At 71.4% G+C, this 18,328-nt stretch carries 14 protein-coding genes; 6 read left to right on the forward strand and 8 right to left on the reverse strand.

The genetic code is table 11. The features are described from left to right. Positions 1 to 292 precede the first annotated feature (292 nt). The 3 genes from GFH48_RS03700 to GFH48_RS03710 form a co-directional block, all read right to left on the reverse strand. The gene (locus GFH48_RS03700; RefSeq protein ID WP_194280485.1) at positions 293 to 3,748 is read right to left on the reverse strand and encodes a phosphodiester glycosidase family protein; all 3,456 of its coding nucleotides are present in this window, start codon (positions 3,746 to 3,748) and stop codon (positions 293 to 295) included. A gap of 433 nt (positions 3,749 to 4,181) precedes the next feature. After that, positions 4,182 to 5,033, reverse strand: a complete 852-nt coding sequence (locus GFH48_RS03705) for an MHYT domain-containing protein (protein ID WP_153286864.1) — start codon at positions 5,031 to 5,033, stop codon at positions 4,182 to 4,184. 318 nt (positions 5,034 to 5,351) lie between these two features. Further along, positions 5,352 to 5,828: an ATP-binding protein gene (locus GFH48_RS03710; protein ID WP_153286865.1), complete on the reverse strand. Its 477-nt coding sequence runs from the start codon at positions 5,826 to 5,828 to the stop codon at positions 5,352 to 5,354. A gap of 167 nt (positions 5,829 to 5,995) precedes the next feature. On the opposite strand from GFH48_RS03710, the gene GFH48_RS03715 reads away from it, so the two are divergent. Beyond that, entirely contained in the window at positions 5,996 to 6,361 is a 366-nt protein-coding gene (locus tag GFH48_RS03715; RefSeq protein WP_153286866.1) for an STAS domain-containing protein, read from the forward strand. A gap of 147 nt (positions 6,362 to 6,508) precedes the next feature. On the opposite strand, the gene GFH48_RS38970 is transcribed toward GFH48_RS03715, so the two are convergent. Then, on the reverse strand, positions 6,509 to 6,862 hold the full coding sequence (locus tag GFH48_RS38970) for an STAS domain-containing protein (RefSeq protein WP_153286867.1): 354 nt from the start codon (positions 6,860 to 6,862) through the stop codon (positions 6,509 to 6,511). A gap of 605 nt (positions 6,863 to 7,467) precedes the next feature. Between GFH48_RS38970 and GFH48_RS03725 the strand changes: the two genes are divergently transcribed. Next, positions 7,468 to 11,631: a SpoIIE family protein phosphatase gene (locus GFH48_RS03725; RefSeq protein WP_407698607.1), complete on the forward strand. Its 4,164-nt coding sequence runs from the start codon at positions 7,468 to 7,470 to the stop codon at positions 11,629 to 11,631. Further along, positions 11,631 to 11,918 carry an STAS domain-containing protein gene (locus tag GFH48_RS03730; RefSeq protein ID WP_153286869.1) on the forward strand — a complete coding sequence of 96 codons (288 nt, stop codon included), beginning with the start codon at positions 11,631 to 11,633 and terminating at the stop codon, positions 11,916 to 11,918. The genes GFH48_RS03725 and GFH48_RS03730 overlap by 1 nt, the downstream gene beginning before the upstream one ends. A gap of 64 nt (positions 11,919 to 11,982) precedes the next feature. Here GFH48_RS03730 and GFH48_RS03735 read toward each other — a convergent pair whose 3' ends face one another. Both GFH48_RS03735 and GFH48_RS03740 read right to left on the reverse strand, forming a co-directional pair. After that, positions 11,983 to 12,330, reverse strand: coding sequence for a hypothetical protein (locus tag GFH48_RS03735; protein WP_153286870.1), 348 nt, complete (start codon positions 12,328 to 12,330; stop codon positions 11,983 to 11,985). 123 nt (positions 12,331 to 12,453) lie between these two features. Further along, entirely contained in the window at positions 12,454 to 12,756 is a 303-nt protein-coding gene (locus GFH48_RS03740; RefSeq protein ID WP_153286871.1) for a hypothetical protein, read from the reverse strand. A gap of 281 nt (positions 12,757 to 13,037) precedes the next feature. On the opposite strand from GFH48_RS03740, the gene GFH48_RS03745 reads away from it, so the two are divergent. The 3 genes from GFH48_RS03745 (at position 13,038) to GFH48_RS03755 (ending at position 16,823) form a co-directional block, all read left to right on the forward strand. Continuing rightward, positions 13,038 to 13,496 carry a PaaI family thioesterase gene (locus GFH48_RS03745; protein ID WP_153292705.1) on the forward strand — a complete coding sequence of 153 codons (459 nt, stop codon included), beginning with the start codon at positions 13,038 to 13,040 and terminating at the stop codon, positions 13,494 to 13,496. Positions 13,497 to 13,980: 484 nt separating this feature from the next. Continuing rightward, positions 13,981 to 15,873: an arabinofuranosidase catalytic domain-containing protein gene (locus GFH48_RS03750; protein WP_153286872.1), complete on the forward strand. Its 1,893-nt coding sequence runs from the start codon at positions 13,981 to 13,983 to the stop codon at positions 15,871 to 15,873. A gap of 296 nt (positions 15,874 to 16,169) precedes the next feature. Further along, a complete protein-coding gene (locus tag GFH48_RS03755; protein ID WP_153286873.1) occupies positions 16,170 to 16,823 on the forward strand; it encodes a DsbA family oxidoreductase in 654 nt (217 codons plus the stop codon). Positions 16,824 to 16,890: 67 nt separating this feature from the next. Here GFH48_RS03755 and GFH48_RS03760 read toward each other — a convergent pair whose 3' ends face one another. Further along, positions 16,891 to 17,586, reverse strand: coding sequence for an HAD family hydrolase (locus GFH48_RS03760; protein WP_194280487.1), 696 nt, complete (start codon positions 17,584 to 17,586; stop codon positions 16,891 to 16,893). Further along, the gene (ribB, locus tag GFH48_RS03765; RefSeq protein ID WP_153286874.1) at positions 17,583 to 18,260 is read right to left on the reverse strand and encodes a 3,4-dihydroxy-2-butanone-4-phosphate synthase; all 678 of its coding nucleotides are present in this window, start codon (positions 18,258 to 18,260) and stop codon (positions 17,583 to 17,585) included. The genes GFH48_RS03760 and ribB overlap by 4 nt, the downstream gene beginning before the upstream one ends. Between the last annotated feature and the right edge of the window lie 68 nt (positions 18,261 to 18,328).

The following is an 18,328-nucleotide window of genomic DNA, read 5'->3' on the forward strand; positions in this document are numbered from 1 at the left end:
GTCGGTTGCTCCTGTCTGGTGTGACCCGCCACGCGTTCGGATGGTTGTACCCGTCCGCGAGAGTCGTCGGATCCGGGTGAGGCGAGCCCACGTCCCTTGGTGCCGCCGGTTCGGACGGACCGCGCTCCACCGGGCCCGTGGCGCTCCGGGGACCGCTCGGCACTGGCCGGCGGCGAACACCGCTCCGTGGCAACCGTGTTGAGAAACCTGTGCGGGGAAGGAGCCGGCTCCTTCCCCGCACTCGTGTCCGCGGGCCGCGCGGGCGATGCCCGGCGCCCCGTGACGGATCAGGTCACCCGACGACGACCTGGGCGCTGCCCGTGACGCCGCCGGAGGTCACCGAGACGGTGACGGTGCCGTGGCGGTGGGCGGTCAGAGCCCCGGTGGAGGGATCCACCGACGCCACCTTCGGGTTGCTGGAGCTCCAGAGGTGGGATGCCGGGTCCGCGACCGGGACGGTGAGCGGTGCGATGTTGTCACCGGCGATCTGGTCCCCGGTCGCGGTCAGGGCGACGTGGTCGCCCTCGGCGACGGGGTCCTTCGGGCCCTTGACGGTGATCGACGCGAGAGCGGGCTCGACCGTGTACTGCAGGTCTCCGTCGTCACCGATCCGGATCAGGCCGAAGTGGTAGATGCCACCCCGGTCGGCCGGGGCGTAGGCGGGCATGCCGAGGTCCGCGAAGGCGAACTGCGGAATGCCTCCCTCGGCGGTCGTCACGCTCCGCCCCTCGGGGTCGAGGATCTGCTCGGAGAAGCCGCGGGCGTGACCGTACATCATGATCACGTGCTGCTTCGGGTGCGTCTCCTGGTAGCGCTGGACCAGCCGCAGGTACATCCGCGCCTCCCACCGGTCCGTGAACTGGCTGTTCGCGGCGGGGTGCGGGTCGTACGCCGGCATGTGCGTGATGACCAGTATGTCCTTGGCGGTGGCGTCCGTCAACTCCTGTACCAGCCACGGGTACTGCTCGCCCGCCGGGTCCTGGAACGGGTCCGAGGACTGCAGGCTGCCGTGCGAGTTGTCGGTGACGATCATCCGCGCCGCACCCTGCGAGTACCCGTAGTGGGTGTCGCCGAAGGTGTCGCTGTAGTTGCCGTTCTCGGCGTCGGCGCCCTGGGTGATCTCGTGGTTGCCGACGATGTCGCGCTCGGGGACACCGAGGGCGTCCATCTTGGACTTGGCGAACTGAAGGTCCGCCGGCTTGCCGTCGTCCGACATGTCCCCGAGGAACTGCGCGGCGTCCGGCCGGGCCTGCGGGGTGAGGGTGGGCAGCCTCTTGGCGATGGAGTCCATCACGTTGCTGCTCACGGATCCGGGGTCGCTCGCGAGCAGGTGCGCGTCGTCACCGGCGAGCAGGGTCGCGCCGCGCTTGGCGAACCGTGCGGAGTCCTCTTCGAAACCCAGCCACGACGGGTTGTCCGGGATCGCCTCGTACTCGGGCTCGACGGCCGGCCGCGGCGAGTACAGCGCCTGCAGCCCGGCGACGTTCAGCGAACCGGTGTACGTGGTGCTGGGGCTGATGGCCAGGAAGTCGAGGTAGCTGACGGTCAGCGGGAACTTCATGCCGGCGGGCAGCTGGGCGACCGCCAGTCGCCAGCCGTCGGAGGTGACACCGGTCAGGTAGAGGGGGGTGTTGGCGGTGCCGTCGACGTTGATGTACTTCTCGGCGAGCTGGATGCCGTCGGGGCCCCCGCCCTTGATCCATACGCCGATGCCCGTGGGGACCTGACCGTCGTGGGTGTCGGTCTTCAGCGTGACCTTCGGCGCCAGCACGAGCTGCTTGACGCCGGCGCCGGCGGGCATCGTGTAGTCGAGGCGCAGCGAGCCGGACTCGGTTGACTCCGGCGGGACGACACCCGGGTCCGCGCTCAGCGTGGCCGGCTTGCCGGTGGTGTTGTTGCTGAGCTTCCAGACGTCCGTGCCGGTCATCGGGTCGACGACCTCGGCGACCCGACCGACCGCGATCGACGTGGTCGCGGTGGTTCCGGCCACCGTGGCGCTGACCTCGGCGAGGCCGCCGTGCTCGGTGTCCGAGGTGAACAGGCCGTGCGCGTCCACGGTTCCCAGGTTGTCCGGGGTGACCTTCCAGGTCGCGGCCTCGGCGGGGATCCGCGCCGGGCCCCCGCCCTTGACGGTGCCGGCCAGGGAGAGCTGCTGGGTGGCGCCGTTGTCGAGGTCGGCCTTGTCGGGAGAGACCGTCAGGGACTGCAGCTTGCTGACGACGTCGAGCTTCTCGGAGGTCGTGACCCGGCCGTCGGAGGCGACGATCCGGCCCGTGCCGGTGCGGCGCGGGGTCAGCTCGCCGTCCTCGTACGTGGCGAGCGACGAGGGCTCGATCCGCACCTTGACCTGGCCGGCCGCGGGGTTGGAGAACCGGTCCAGCGCGTGCACCGGGACCGGGACGGCGCCGCCGGCGACGGTGGTGACCGTCTCGCCGCCGTTCACCACGACCTTGACGGCGTCTCCCGCTTCCTTGGCGGTGGTGTAGAAGAAGATGCCGTTCGCGACCGGGCGTTCGGTGTTGCCGGGCTGGTCGGAGGGGGTGTTGACGACCTCGGCGCGATCAGCGCCGGGGGCGCGGCTGACCATGCCGGTGGAGCCGCCGCCGTCGAAGAGCATGGCGGTCCAGGCGCCGTGGGCGACCATGTAGCCCGCGGCCTGCTCGGGCGTCACGCCGAACGCATTTTCGGCGCCGCCGTGGCCGTCGATGGCGACGACGATGGCGTGCTTGCCGTCCTTGGTGATGCCGACCGCGGTCTCCGGGTTGGCGCCGCTGGGCGGGGTGCCGGTCGGGTCCTTGTAGACCTGGCCGTCCTTCACCAGCGTGTCGACGCCGCTGACAAGCTGGGTGACATCGTTATCGGGGGACAACCGGGCAGTGATGCCCACCGCGTCTCCGGGGTGCAGATTGTCGCCCAGCCACTGTCCGCCGTTCCCGGCGCCGAGCAGACCGAGCTGATCGGAGGTCAGCCGGGGCACGGTGGTGACACCGGTCCGGATGCTGTCGACGACGAACCCGCCGTCGGCGGTGTGACCGAGGACGAGCGTGGAGGGCTGGGGCAGGGCCGGGGTCTCGCCGAGGTCGGGGGTGACTTCGGTGACGCCGCCGGACGTCGCGTCGTTCACGGTGTTCACCGACGTGAGCGGGCGGTTGGCGGCGCCCGCGGTGATCGTCCCGGAGAAGGTTTCCGGGCCCATCACCATGGTTCCGTCGGGCTTGACGCCCAACTGGGAGGCGAATCCCGGCTTGGGGCTCTTGAGCATGTGGCCGCCCGAGACGACGCCGCCGAGCGGGCGTCCACTGGCGTAGATCTCGAAGTAGTCGCCGTTGACGCCGGCCACCGCGTGGGTGCGGTGCGCCATCGACGACGGGGTCTCGTCATCCGGGTCGGTGAGGGTGTCGCCGGCCTCCACCACGCCGACCCGGAGGTTCGGGTCGGCGAGATCGGCCTGGAGCACCTGGATGTGCTGGCGGCCGCCGACGGTGTCGTAGGTCTCGCCGTAATGCCGCAGGCCGCGGGTGACGGTCTCGGCCGGTGTACGGGTGTAGTCCACCACCAGCGGCCAGTTCTCGGGCGTGTCCGGGAGCCAGTTCCGGTCCACCGCGTGGCCGTGCGAGGCCACGTCGTCGGTGGAACCGAAGGCGGTTCCCACACCGCTCGCGGCGCCTGCGAAGGCCAGCGCCACCGCGGTGGCGACCGCGGTACGGCGTATGCCGGCCCCCGCGGGTCTCTTTGCGCGAAGTGTCATTGAGTGATTCCTTACGAACGTGCGTACCGGTGGACACCGACGCGCACAGCCACCGCACACCGTCTCGGCGGATCGCAGGTTTCCCCGCCGGATGAAGCAGATGACCATCAGGAACGTTTCACTCCGGATCAGGTCGGCTCCCGTTAACCTCCATCTCCGCGCGCCCGGAGGGCACTTCGCCGGCCGACGCCGCTCCGCCGGACACCCCCGGCAGACGTCCGCGCACTCGCCACCGCACTCGCCACCGCACTGGCCACCGCGACCGCCACCGCGACCGCCACCGGATCGATGACCTGGAGGCACTCCGGGGGCACGACCGCCCTGACGGCGCGCCCCCCACGGCCACCCGCGGCTTCTGTGACGGTACGTACGCGCCGGCGTCGTCCGTCCCGGGAGTCCGGCTGCCGGACCTACCGGGCCGCGCGTGCGTCCGTCAACGCCGGTGCGCCCGCGGACGGGACGGATCGCCGGAACGCGGCTCGAACGCGCTCGGCTCCACCGGGGCGGACGGGCCGCGCCCGCCCGCGCGGTCGCCGCGGCCCCAGTCGCCGTCGCCGAGCATGAGGACCGGGTCGAACATGACGATGACCGCCGCCACGAGGAGAAAGACGACGGGGCCGATGAGCATCGGCAACAGCAGCGAGGTGGGGGTGCGTCCGTCCGCCGTGTGTCCAACACCGGTGTGGACGTGGACGCTCACAGCCGCCATGCCGGTGTAGTGCATGCCGGAGACGGCGACGCCCATCACCAGACTGGCGCCGAGGGAGGGCAGGAAGCCGCGGATCGTGACGGCGGCCCACAGTGCGGCGGTCGCGGCTCCGACGGCGATCAGGACGGACAGTGCGACGACGGGCGCGCTGTAGTGCAGTTCGCCGTCGAGATGCATGGCGGCCATGCCCAGGTAGTGCATGGCCGCGACGCCCAGGCCTGTCACCACACCGGCGGCGGCCAGCGGTACGGGGGCGGCGCCCCGGTAGCCGACGATGAACACTCCGACGCTGACCACGACGATCGCGACCACCAGGCTCAGCACCGTCAGGGGCACGTTGTAGGTGATGGCCGTCTGCTCCACCTGGAAGCCGATCATCCCGATGAAGTGCATGGTCCAGATGCCGCAGCCCAGACACGCGGCACCCAACGCCAGCCAGGGGGCCTTGCGCCCCTCGTCGTAATGGATGGTCCGGGCCACACAACGCAGCCCCAGCGCAGCTCCCAGGCAGGCCATGACATAGGCGGCCACGGGGGTGACGACCCCGTAGCTGAAGCCGTCGACGGTGCCGTTCATATATGCATCTCTCCAGAACCATCCGTGTTCTTCGCCATACGGACGATCAGATATATGCGATCACCGACGAGTGCGACAAGGTGTTACCGCGAGAATTAGATGAACGTTGCACGACCGCGGGCCTCGCCGCGGTCGGCGGCCGTCCGGGCCTCGGGGCCGGTCGTCGTCCCGTCCGACGGGCCACGCGGTCCCCGCCGGGCACACCGTCCGCGGCCAGGGGCTCGACGTGGACCGGTCGGGGCCCTGTGTGCGCTCCCGATGCCGCGGCGAGCGCCGGGCGGGCGGGGCTGGACCGTCAGAAGGACGTTTGACGTTCCGTCACGGCGACTGGAGCGCGGTGACCCCGCGCCGGGGGGTGTCGGCCAGGGGCAGCCGGGCGGTGATGCGCTTGCCGACCGCTTCCCGTTCGACGTCGAGATGCGAGGCGACGGCCTTGACGATCTCCAGCCCGTGCTGGCCGATCCGGCCGGGGTCGGCGCTCCGGGCGGTGGGGACGGTGGGATCGCTGTCCCAGACGGAGACGTCAACGATGCCGTCGGCGATCCGGAGGTGCATCAGCGTCGGGCCGGGGGCGTACTTGCGGGCGTTGGTGACCAGTTCGCTCACCACCAGCTGCGCCAGATCCATGACACGGGCGGAAACGGCGAGACCGTGCGCGGTACGCGCCCGCTCCAGGAAGGCCGCGGCGAGATGGCGGGCGTCGGCGATACTGCCGTCGTCGTCACCCAGGGCGTAACTCGCCTGTATCGGGGTGCCATGACCCACACCGTGCTCGTCGCCGGTCTGGGCTCCCATCCCGACTCCCTCGTTCCCCGTCTGTTACAGCCCTCGTGTACCCGTCACTCAATCACGTAATCACAACGTGCTCTTCGGCACAGCCGTTCAGCTGCATCCGCGCCGGGCGTTGGGGCACAATCTCCACGCGGCGGACCGGGCAGGCCTTGAGCGCGAACGAGGAGACAGTGACCAGCACCCAGGGAACGGGCAGGCCGGACCGGCTGTCCGTCAAAGAACACACGGCGAACGGAATCCGTGTCGTGACGCTGTGCGGTGAGATAGACCACGACGTCACGGACGCCCTCCGCGACGCCGTGCTGCCGGCCGCCGGCCAGGACCGGCCCCGCACCGCGGTGGACCTCAGCGCCGTGACCTTCATGGACTCCAGCGGGATCAACGTCCTCGTCTCCGCCCACCAGGCCGCCGACGACGCGGGCGGCTGGCTGCGCGTCGCCGGCGCCCAGGGGCCCGTCCTGCGCGTCATCCGGCTCGTCGGGCTCGACGCCGTCATCGCCTGCCATCCCACCGTCGAACAGGCCCTGGGCAGCTGACCGTTCACCCTCCCGTCGAACAGGCCCTGGGCAGCTGACCGTTCACCCTCCTCACGAGCCGGCAGCCGGATTCCGCGCGTCGTCCCGGCGACGTTCCGCCACAGTCCCCCCGGCCCGGAAGCGGAGTCGGGGCGCCGTGAGGCGGCGTCAGCGGCGCAACGACCTGATGGCTTCCTCGATCGTCGGGGAGAGCGTGAAGAGCTGGTCGAGCCCGACGATCTCGAACACGTGGGTGAGGTCCGCGCTGAGTCCGGCCAGGGCAAGGGGTGATCCGGCGGCCTGGGCCCGCTGGTAGGCGGTGACCAGGACGGTGAGGCCCGTCGAGTCGCAGTAGGTGAGCCCGCTCAGGTCTATCACCGTGCCGTCGGCCGTGAAGGCGGCCTCGTCCACCGCCGCGCGCAGCTCCGGCGCGGTGTGGTAATCGAGTTCACCGGTCGCCGTGACCACCGTGACACCGGAGGAATGAGCCTTCGAGGCGGCGACAAGGGTGCGCTGGGTCACTGGAGCTCCTGGGGCGGTCGGTTCGTTGCGGGGAGACGGGGCGGAGAGTGCCGAGAGTGCGGTGCCGTCGGTGACACCCGCGCCGAGGCCCCCGGACAGCTCGTCGACGACGCTCAGCGGCGCACCGGAGCCCCGGGCACGGCTCGCCGGGCGACGCGCGATCGGTCCCGCTCCGACACGCACGGCCCTCGTCCCGGTGCGTGCCGCGGTCGGACCGTCCGTGGACAGCGGCGGCGTCTCGACGGGGGCGGGTCGCGGGGTGGCCGTCACGAACCGCGGGTCGGGAGGCAGGCCGCCGGGCCGGCCTCCACCGCCGGCCGGTGGGGCGAGGTCCGGGCAACGGGCTCCGTCCCTCGGCGAGGTCATCGCTCCATGCGAACGGGCGTCGTCCCGCACAGCCACCGCCGGCTCCTGTTCGTCGCCCCACGCCCATGGTGAGAGTGGCTGTCCTATCCTACGGATTGCGCCACCGCGCCACGGCCGTGGCGTCGGCTTCCGGGGGACGCCGAGCGGCCGGGCGGGCCGAGGACAGCGTGGTCGTGGGGATTCTCCGGACGTGTACCGCGCTTGACGGTGTCGGCGGACAGGGATCGAGGAGATGTCGAGTGGGCACCGAGAAGCCCGACCGCGGGGCACGACCGACGACGGGGACCGATGTCTTCGCCGCCGACAGCGAGGTCGGTCGCGATCTCGCCTCGGTGGACTGGGAGGCGACGTCGCTCGGAGCACCGTCCGGCTGGCCGCAGAGCCTGCAGACCGCGGTGAGCATTCTCCTGTCCTCACGCTTCCCCATGTGGATGGCGTGGGGCCCGGAGCTGACGTTCTTCTGCAACGCCGCCTACCGGAGCGACACGCTGGGCGGGAAGTACCCCTGGGCCCTGGGGCGGTCGGCGAGCGAGGTGTGGGCGGAGATCTGGCCGGACATCGGACCGCGGATCGACACGGTGATGACCACGAGCCGGGCGACCTGGGACGAGGCGCTCCTGCTGTTCGTGGAGCGCTCGGGCTTCCCGGAAGAGTCCTACCACACCTTCTCCTACAGCCCGCTGCACCATGACGACGGCCGCGTGGTCGGCATGCTGTGCGTGGTCAGCGAGGACACGGAGCGGGTCATCGGCGAGCGCCGCATGGGCACACTGCGCGACCTCGGATCAGAGCCCAGTGCGGTGCGTAGCGAACAAGAGATGCTGGCCTTCGCCGCACGGCAGCTGGAGCACAATCCGCAGGATCTCCCCTTCACGCTGACGTACCTCTTCCGGGACGACGGCTCCGCACGGCTGGCGGCCTCGACCGGAGTGGCCGCGGGGGATCCCGTGGCCCCGCCGACGCTGTCCGCCGACGATCCCCGGGCGGTATGGCCCGTCGCCGACCTGCTCCGGGGCGAAGCGGTACTGATGGATCTCGACGGCGTCTCGTCCACCGTGCTGCCGGCCGGAAACTGGCAGGACCCCCCGACGCAGGCCCTGTTGGTACCGCTGGTGCAGCCGGGCAGCGCCCCGTACGGGTTCCTCGTCTCGGCCCTGAACCGCTACCGGCCGCTGGACGACGGTTACCGGGGCTTCGTCGAGCTGGCCGCGGGGCACATCGCGGCGGGTATCGGCGGCGCGCGCAGCTATCAGGCCCAGCAACGGCGCGCGGAGGCGCTCGCGGAACTGGACCGGGCCAAGACCACGTTCTTCTCCAACATCAGCCACGAGTTCCGCACCCCCCTCACCCTGATCATGGGCCCGGTGGAGGAACTGCGGGGCCGGCTGGCCCGGTCGGACCCACAGGTGCGGGAGGAACTGGAGGTCATCCACCGCAACGGGCTGCGGCTCGGCAAGCTGGTCAACAGCCTGCTGGACTTCTCGCGCATCGAGGCCGGCCGGATGCAGGCCCGGTACGAGCCGGTCGATCTGGCCGCGCTCACGACCGAACTCTCCAGCGTCTTCCGCTCGGCCGTCGAGAGGGCCGGGCTGACCTTCACCGTCGACTGTCCGACGCTGGACGGCCCGGTGCACGTCGACCGCGGGCTGTGGGAGAAGGTGATCCTCAACCTCCTGAGCAATGCCCTCAAGTTCACCTTCAGCGGTGCCATCGGGGTGTCACTGCGAGACGACGGCGGTGCGGCGGTCGTGACCGTCACGGACACCGGTATCGGCGTACCCGCCGCCGAGATGCCGCGCCTGTTCGAACGGTTCCACCGCATCGAGAACGCCCGCTCCCGCTCCGACGAGGGCAGCGGCATCGGTCTCGCCCTCGTGAAGGAACTCGTCACCCTCCACGGAGGCACGATCACCGCGTCCAGCACCGAGGACGAGGGCACGCGCTTCACCCTTCGGCTGCCGTTCGGCACCGCGCACCTGCCGCCCGACAGCCTGGTCTCCGGCACTCGTCGGGACGCGATACCCGCCACGGCCGCGCCCTTCGTGGAAGAAGCCCTGCGCTGGCTGCCCGGGGAACGGACGGACACGGTCCCGCGGGACGTCAAGGACCCGTCCGTCGACGCGTCCTCCGCCGGTCCGGTCACGGCGGCCGCCAGGGTTCTGGTCGCCGACGACAACGCCGACATGCGTGAGTACCTCACCAGGCTGCTGACCGGAGCGGGATACGAAGTGGCCACGGTCACCGACGGCTTGGCGGCTCTGGAGGCCGTACGCGCGCAGCCACCGGATCTCGTCGTGAGCGACGTGATGATGCCCCGCATGGACGGACTCGCCCTGGTCACGGCACTGCGCGCCGAAGCGCGTACCGCGGCCGTCCCCGTACTGCTGCTGTCCGCCCGCGCGGGCGAGGAAGCGTCCATCGACGGACTCCAGGCAGGGGCCGACGACTATCTCGTCAAGCCCTTCGCCGCGGCCGAACTGCTCGCCCGGGTGCGCGGCAACCTGGACCTCTCGCGGCTGCGCAACCACCACGCCCGCTGGCGCACGGCGCTCGTCGACTCCTTGCAGGAGGCGTTCTTCGTCTGCGACGAGCAAGGCGCGGTCATCGAGATCAACACCGCGTTCAGCGACATCCTCGGGTACGGACCCGAGGGTCTGCCCTACGCACCCGTCCACCCCTGGTGGCCGGACGCCGAGGCGGATGCCGACGCCCACCGGCAGATCGCCGAGGCGTTCTCCGGTCTGCCGGCCAAGAACCGGGGCAGCTGCACCGTCCCCGTCACCCACCGCGACGGACACCGGCTGTGGGCGAGCGCCTCCTTCAACCAGGCACAGGACCCCGACACCGGACGCACCGTCACCGTGGGGACCTTCCGGGACGTCACCGCCGAGCACTACGCCATCCGGCGGGAGACCGCGCTGGCCGCGCTCGGCATGCGCCTCTCCCAGGCCACCAGCCTGCCTCAGGCACTCGCGGGAGCCCTTGAGGAGTTCGAGACCCTGTGGCGCGCCCGGCGAGTCGTCGCCGTCGTGTTCTCCGCGGACCAGGGACCCCGGCTGACGGGCTCGGACACGCTCTTGACCTGGGCCTCTCTTGACGAGCACCGGCGTGCGGCGCTGACCGCGCTGCGCGACGGCCCGACGCTGACCCCGCTCGCCGACGCCACCGGTGCCGGCATCACCCTGGAGCACCCCGAAGGTCCCCTGGTCATCTGGCTCGACCTGCCTCAGCACCGGCCGTTCACGGACCAGGACCAACTGCTGCTGTCACTGCTCGGCGGGCACCTCTCCCAGAGCCTCGCCCGGGCCCACCAGATCGATCAGCAGCGGGAGACCGCTCTGGCCCTGCAACGGGCCATCCTCGGCCCGTCCAAGCTGCCCGAGGGCTTCGCCGTACGCTACGAGCCCGCCGCCCGCCCCCTGGAGGTCGGAGGCGACTGGTACGACACCATCCCCCTGCCCGACGGCCGGATCGGGATCGTGGTCGGCGACTGTGTGGGCCGTGGCCTGGAAGCCGCCACCGTGATGGGCCAACTGCGCAGCGCCTGCCGGGCCCTGCTGCTCCAGGACTCGGATCCCGGCCGGACACTGATGGCGCTCGACCACTTCGCCGCCGGCGTGCGGGGTGCCCTGTGCACCACCGTCTTCTGCGGAGTGCTGGACCCGGAGACCGGTCACCTCACCTACTCCAGCGCCGGACACCCGCCCGGCATCCTGGCCCACCCCGACGGCACCACCCAGCTCCTCGACGGCGGCCGGTACGCGCCGCTCGCCGTACGCCCCGGCGCCCAGCGGCCGCAGGCCGAATGCACGGTGCCGGCCCGTGCCACCCTGCTGCTGTACACCGACGGCCTCGTCGAACGCCGTCGGCGCCCGCTGACCACCGGCATCGACCAGGCGGGAGAAGCCGTCCAGGACGGCCGGGAGACCGCGGTCGACGAGCTGGCCACCCAGGTCATGTCACGCCTCGCCCCGGCGAACGGCTACGACGACGACGTGGCCCTCCTGATCTATCGTCACCCCGCCCCGCTGGACCTGACGTTCCCGGCCGAGTCGGAGCAACTCGCCCCGGTGCGCAAGGCTTTGCGCACCTGGTTGGCCAAGTGCGACCTCCCGCCCCGCACGGCGCAACAGGTGCTGGTCGCCGCGGGGGAGGCCTGTGCCAACGCCGTCGAGCACGGTCACCGTCATGCCCCGGGCCAGACCGTGCGGTTGCGCGCCGAAGCCCTGGTGGGAGATCTGCGGCTGACCGTCGCCGACACCGGGCGTTGGAAGACCCCGCAGCCCGAGGTCAACGCGCACCGCGGCCGTGGGGTGGCGCTGATGCGAGCGATGATGCAACAGGTCACGATCACCCCCGGCCCGGTGGGCACCACCGTCGACATGCACACGAGGATCTCCTGATGACCACACCCCTCACCCTCACCCCAGGACACCGGCCGGACGGAACCGCGTTCCTCAAGGCGACCGGTGAGATCGACATGAGCAACACCGACGCGCTCGCCGCCGCGCTGGAGAACATGCCGGGGCGTGTCGTCGTCGACCTCACCGGGATCGACTATCTCGACAGCGCCGGGCTGAGCGTCCTGTTCGCCCACGCGGACCGCATCGAACTCATCACCGCTCCGCTGCTCACTCCCGTGCTGAGGTTCTCCGGACTCGCCGATCTGACCACCGTCCAGGAGGCGTAGGCGCCACCGGCGGCGTGGGCGGTGGGCGCCGCCCGGGCGGAAGTCGCGGCACGCGGCCCGGGTGTCACGGCCGCTTCGTCCCGAGACACAGGTCGACCTCTTTCTCCTGGTCTCCCGACGCCGTACCCTCCTCGTCCACGGCGAACGCGGCCCTCAGCGCCTCACAGAGCTGGTCCACGGCGACGTGGCCGCCCTGAAGCGTGGCGGTGAGCGAGCCCTCCAGCGGGGTCGGCCCGGTGGGGATGCGCTCCTGCGTCGGCACGAACTCCGCGCTCCACACGGCAGGATGGTCCCCCGGCTGTTCCCGGGACACCGCGTCCGGTGGCCGGTCGACGGGGAACGCCGTCCTCAGGACGTCGAAGACAGTGGCCGCGTCTTCCCTGGACGCTCCGGTGAGGGACACGGTGACCATCGGGGTCACGCTCCTTTCGGCTGGGGTACGACGGCGCGCTCCGGTTCCTCGACGGAGGCACCGGCCGCCGGGAAGGCCCCGTGGCGGTCGTATCCGCCTGAACTCCCGTGGCACGCGCGGCTGTCAGGCCGGCGGTTCGTCGGGCACGGGATGCGCCGGGCGCCGGCTGCCGGAGTGCGGCGCGCCCCTCCGGCCGGTGCCGGCCTCGTCCGTATCGGGAATCCCCGTATCAGGAATCCCCGGATCGGCGATCTCCGTATCGGCAATCTCCGTATCGGGCTGTCGGCCGGGCGTCCGCGTCGGGACGCCGGTGATGTCCCAGGGGTCCTCGCCGGCGGTGACCTGCTGGTCGGGCAGATCCCTGGGTATCGGCTTCGGCGTCGGTCCCCCGCTGCTCCCAGGGGCTTTCGCGCGACCTTCGCTCATGGCGTTCTCGCTTCCTGGCACGGGGGCACACGGGGGTGGCTTGGGACGCAGGTACCCCTGCGGCCGACGATGATGCCTGCGACGGGGCCGTCTGGGAGCCGGTCAGCCGCTCGGCGGCCCGCGCCGTCCTGCCCGACTCCGGTGCCATGGTGATCGCCGTCGGCGGACTCCTGCTGCTGGTGACGTCCGGTCCTCCGATGTCCGTCCAGGTACCCGGACCGTCCCGCCTCCCCCACCGTTCCGGCACCATGACGTCCACGGAATCCGCCGAAGGAGAGCACGTGGAAGACCAGAGTCAGCAGGATCGTCCGGCGAGCCCCGAGGTGCGGGCGCGCGTCCTGGGCAGCTTCGACCGCCAGGGACTGATGGCCCACCTCGGCGCGCGGATGGCGCGGATCGAACCCGGTCGCGTGCACATCGTGCTCCCGAGCCGACCCGAAGTCACCCAGCAGCACGGCTACTTCCACGCGGGCGCCACCAGCGCGATCGCGGACAGCGCGGGCGGATACGCCGCGTTCACCCTGTTCCCCGAGAACACCGACGTGCTCACCGTCGAATACAAGATCAACCTGCTCGCTCCCGCCGTCGGCGACCACATCGAGGCCGTGGGAACGGTCCTCAGGTCCGGACGCACCCTGACCGTCTGCCAGTTGGAGGTGTTCGGCGTCCAGGGGGACCACCGCAAGCTGGTCGCCAACGGTCAGCAGACGCTGATCCGCGTGAACGGCCCCACCCGATGACGTCCCGTCCGCCCGTCTGCGCCGCGCACACCGGACGGTCGGGAGCCTCGCACACCGGACGCGCCGGATCCTCACCCGAAGGACGGGTCGGAACACGCCGGTTGGCGTCCTTCTGAGGGCACGTGAGCGGCCTCGCCGGCATCGCGCGGGGATGCGATCGCCATGCGCCCCGTCACGCGACCGGCCTCCCGCGTGACGGGGGGCGAGACCGCATCGTGCGGTCTCGCCCCCTCGCGCGTGCGGGCCGCGAGGGCACCTGCGTCGCGCTTCCCGACGGCGTCCCTCGGGAACGACAGATCCCCCTCGCGATGATCGCCGAAAAGCAACACGTTCGGACACGGTGGGGAGCTAGGAAAAAAAGAAAAGCGACAATTATTGACGCAATCGACCAGCGCGCGTAGCTTCCGACTCAGTCGCCAGGCAGCGCGCGAACTCGGCTGTCCGAAGGGCGAGTTGTAGCTCCATCACCCCACTGGGAGCACATATGCGCAGAAGAAGATCTGCCTCCTCGCGTCTCCACTCACCGCACGCTGCCGGTCCGGCCCGCCGACTGGCGCAGACCCTGATGTCCGTCGCCGCCGCCGTCGGCCTGCTGGTGGCCGCCCTGGTCGGCCTCCCCGGCGTCGCCCAGGCCGCGGGATCACAGCCCTGCGACATCTACGGAGGCGCCGGGACCCCCTGCGTCGCCGCCCACAGCACCACCCGCGCGCTGTTCTCGGCGTACGGCGGACCGCTCTACCAGGTCACCCGCGCCTCGGACGGCGCGAGCGCCGACATCGGCCCACTGTCGGCCGGCGGGTACGCCGACGCGGGCCGGCAGGACACCTTCTGCGCGAACACCACCTGCAGCATCTCGAAGGTGTACGACCAGACCTCCCGCCACAACGACCTCTTCCCCGGGCCCGCCGGCACGGCCGGAATGGGCGCCGACCGGGGCGCGGACGCGAGTGAGCTGTCGGTGACGGCGGGCGGCCACAAGGTGTACGGGATCTGGATCTCGCCCGGCGTCGGCTACCGCTCGCACGGTGCCGCGTCGGGTGTGGCCGTCAACGGGCAGCCGGAGGGCGCCTACATGGTCGCGAGCGGCACCCACGTCGGTTCGGCCTGCTGCTTCGACTACGGCAACGCGGAGTCCACGCCCGCCGACACCGGCAACGGCCACATGGACGCCGTGTCCATCGCCACCACCTGCTACTTCGCGCCCTGCAGCGGCTCCGGACCGTGGATCGAAGCCGACCTGGAGAACGGGATGTTCCAGGGCGACAACGGCTCCAACACCGCGAACAAGGGCAACAACAGCACGTACGTGACGGCGGTCCTCAAGAACAACGGCCAGACCACCTACGCGCTGAAGGGGGGAAACTCCCAGGCGGGCGGGCTCACGACGTGGTGGGACGGCGCCCTGCCCTCGCGGGGCGGATACCGGCCGATGCAGCAGGAGGGCGGCATCATCCTGGGCACGGGCGGCGACAACAGCAACTGGAACATGGGGACCTTCTTCGAGGGCGTCATGGTCGCCGGCTATCCCACCGACGCCGCCGAGAACGCCGTGCAGGCGAACATCGTCTCGGCCGGCTACTCGGGCCAGACCAACGTCCCGAACGGCCCGCAGGGCACCATCACCGGTCCGGGCAACCAGTGCGTCGACGTCACCGCGGACGACACCGGCGTGAACGGTGCCGCGGTCGGCCTGTGGAACTGCCAGTCCTACGCCGAGGACCAGCACTGGACCCACAACGCCAACGGGTCCCTCGGTACGATCGGCCGCTGCCTCGACATCATCGGCAACGGCACCGCGGGCGGCACCCAGGTCGAGCTGTGGGACTGCAACGGGGTCGGTGGCCAGAAGTGGGTGCAGCGCGCGGACGGCTCACTCTTCAACCCGCAGTCGGGCCGCTGCCTGGACTCCCCCGACGGCGCCACCGCCAACGGCACCCGCCTGCGCATCTGGGACTGCAACGGATCCGCCGCCCAGAAGTTCGCCGTCAACGGCGGTGCCCCCGTGGCGGGACCGGGCGGCACCTGCGCCGACGTGGCCGGGGACGACAACGGGTCCAACGCCACCGCCGTACAGCTCTGGGGCTGCCAGTCGTACGCGGTCGACCAGCACTGGTTCCACGGTTCGGACGGCCGGCTGCACACCTTGGGCCGCTGCCTCGACATCATCGGCAACGGCACCGCGGGCGGCACCCAGGTCGAGCTCTGGGACTGCAACACGGCCGGTGGCCAGATCTGGCAGCAGCAGGCCGACGGCTCACTCCTCAACCCGCAGTCGGGCCGCTGCCTGGACTCCCCCGACGGCGCCACCGCCAACGGCACCCGCCTGCGCATCTGGGACTGCAACGGATCCGCCGCCCAGAAGTTCGCACTGGGCTGAGCCGCGGTCGGGGCACCCGCTCCCCGCGGGACGCCGGGGCGCCCGGCCGGACGAGAGCCGTCCGGCCGGGCGCCTCCGCGTGAGCGTCCGGAGCCGTCGACCGTGCTCGTGCCCTCCGCGGTCCCTCCGCCGATTCCCCCTTTGCTTGCCAGTAGACGATCGGTCGTCTACTGTCTGTTCGACCATTCCGTCGAGCCGTCGCCGTCCGGGCGTGAACGTCCGGATCAGGCGGGGCCGCGCGCCCCGGACGGCCGATTCCGCGTACGCGCGGCCCGTACAGACAGGAGATCCCACCCATGCGTGTCGAGATCTGGACCGACATCGCCTGCCCCTGGTGCTACGTCGGCCGAGCCCGTTTCGGCCAGGGGCTCGCCGCCTTCACACACCGTGACCGGGTCGAAGTGGTACACCGGTCGTACGAGCTCAATCCGCAGGCCGAGAACGGCACCGTGCCGATCATCGAAGCGGTCGCGGCCCAGTACGGGCGCACCCGCGAGCAGCAGATCGCCCGGGAGGAGCAGGCGGCGGACATGGCGCGATCCGTGGGACTGGACTTCCGCGTCGGAGGACGGGTCTTCGGGAACACCTTCGACGTGCACCGGCTCCTCCACTTCGCCAAGAGCCGCGGTCTTCAGGACGAGTTGACGGACCTCGCCTTCCAGGTGAACTTCGCGGAGGAGCGTTCGGTCTACGACACCGAGACCCTGGTCGACCTGGCCGTCACGGTCGGGCTGAGCGGCACGGAAGCGCGGGAGGTGCTCGGCGACCCGGACGCGTACGCCGCGGAGGTACGCGCCGACGAACGCCAGGCCGCCGAGCTGGGCGCGGGCGGAGTGCCCTTCTTCGTGCTGGACCGGCGCTACGGCGTCAGCGGTGTCCAGTCGCCCGAGACGTTCACCCGGGCGCTGGAGCAGGCGTGGGCGGGTCAGCCCGCGGCCCGGAGGTCCTGACCGGAGCCGCGCGAGGCCGCGACGGACGGACCCGCCCCTCGGCCGGCCGACGCGTCATGGCGCGCCTCTATCGGACGCCTTCGTGGATCAAGAGGTCGGACTGGGGATCGAGCAGCCGGGTCAGCAGGGGCAGCGCGTCCGCCGCGCTGTGTGCCCGCGCCGATGCCAGGCGGGCGACCTCGTCCGGCAGTGCGGTGTCCGCGCGCGGGACGGCCAGGACGTACATTCCGGCGGCCGCCGCCGACCGGATGCCGTTCGGCGAGTCCTCGACCGCCAGACAACCGGACGGCGGGACGCCGACCTCGGCGGCCGCGCGCAGGTAGGGGTCCGGCGCGGGTTTGACCCGGACCACGTCCTCGCCGCACACGACGGAGCGAAGTCCCGCCGACAGGCCCAGCCCTTCGAGGGCCGCCAGGACGAAGCGGCGGGGGCTGGCCGTGGCCACGCCGACCGGCCCGTGCCGTCCGGCTTCGAGGACCAGTTCCACCGCGCCTGGCAGCGCCCGCACCCGTCCCGCGGCGCATTCGCCGACCATCGCGGCCGCACAGGCTTCGACCACCTCCGCGGCGCCCGCCGCACCACCGCACAGGCCCGCGACGTACGACGCCCAGCCGCCGTTGCCGTGCAGCGCGGCGGTGTCCTCGGCGCGCCAGTGGTGACCGTGACCGGCGGCGAAGTCCGCGCACACCCGTGCCCAGGCGTCCGCGGTGTCGATCAGCGTGTCGTCCAGGTCGAAGATCGTCGCTCGGAGCACCCCGGTCACGACGTCGCCGTACCGGAGAGCCGCAGCCGGTGCGACAACTGCTCGATCGAGACCAGCGTGAGACCGTGCTCGTCGGCGAAGGCGCGCAACCGGTCGGCGCCGGCGACCGAGCCGTCGTCCTCGCAGACCTCGCTGATCACCGCGACCGGCGACAACCCGGCCAGGCGCAGCAGATCGACGCCGGCCTCGGTGTGTCCGCGTCGCTCGGCGATCCCTCCTGGACGGGCCCGCAGCGGGAACACGTGCCCGGGACGGATCAACCGGTCGGGCCGGGCGGCGGGGTCGGCCAGCGTCCGCGCGGTCAGTGCCCGGTCGGCGGCGGAGATCCCCGAGCCGACTCCGACCGCGTCCACGGAGACGGTGTAGGCGGTCGTGTCGACCGGCAAGTCGGTCGCCGTCCCGGTTGCCGGGGCGGCGCCGGGGGCGGGCGGGACCATCAGGGGCAGTTCGAGCCGGTCGGCGACCTCGGGGGCCATCGGCGCGCAGATGAGCCCGCTGGTCCAGCGGACGAAGAAGCCCATGGTCTCGGGGGTGGCGAACTCGGCCGCCATGACCAGGTCGCCTTCGTTCTCCCGGTCCGCGTCGTCGACCACGATGACCGGCCGTCCGGCTCTGAGATCGTCGACGGCGACCGCGAGCAGGTCCAGCGGCTGTCGCACCGATGCTGATGTCATGGCAATCAACCCTTCGTCGGTAAGTCCTTCCGGCGAATGCATCGGTGACCGAACAAACAATCTTGAGA

The organism is Streptomyces fagopyri (assembly GCF_009498275.1).
Classification (GTDB): Bacteria; Actinomycetota; Actinomycetes; order Streptomycetales; family Streptomycetaceae; genus Streptomyces; species Streptomyces fagopyri.